Source organism: Rhizobium bangladeshense (assembly GCF_001662075.1).
GTDB lineage: Bacteria > Pseudomonadota > Alphaproteobacteria > Rhizobiales > Rhizobiaceae > Rhizobium > Rhizobium bangladeshense_B.
On the sequence record NZ_LYPL01000121.1, the window covers coordinates 1 to 499 of the forward strand.

The window sequence follows — 499 nt, forward strand, 5'->3', positions numbered from 1 at the left end:
TTACCCAAGCTCTGCGAGCAGCAAGTATGAGCCGGGTTTTTGGTTTCCGCGCCTGCCGTATTGTCGAGGCCGACTAATCATCCGAGGGGGCCGGGGCAATGGCAGCGCCTTTTGCCAGCCGCTGCGCGCCTTTAGCCGCATGGCTGTCGTGTCGGATGACGCAGTGCGGGTCGTCATCCGCACCGGCCGGTGGCTCTGAGGGAGGTGGGCTATCGCATCCGGGGTTGGCAAAAGCCATGCCTGTCCGCAACTTTCTTGGGTCCGCCACCTTTCCCTGCGGCGATTGCCGGGTAAGGTACTGCCCGCAACCGGACCCTTGCTATGTCACTTCGTCTCGCCACCTTCAACGTCGAAAACCTGATGACCCGGTTCGATTTCACCGGCTTCCGCAACCAGCTGCGTCAGGACCGCGTCATCAAGCTTTTCGAGGTGAACAGCGAGGGCATCTATCAGCAGCTCGAACAGGCCCGGGTGATTGCCGCCACAGACGAAACCCGGC

1 pseudogene is annotated in these 499 nt (G+C 61.7%); it reads left to right on the plus strand.

Features of this window, described 5'->3' with window-relative positions:
* Positions 1 to 321 precede the first annotated feature (321 nt).
* A pseudogene (locus A7X77_RS33340) lies at positions 322 to 499 on the plus strand (endonuclease/exonuclease/phosphatase family protein); the annotation flags it as partial.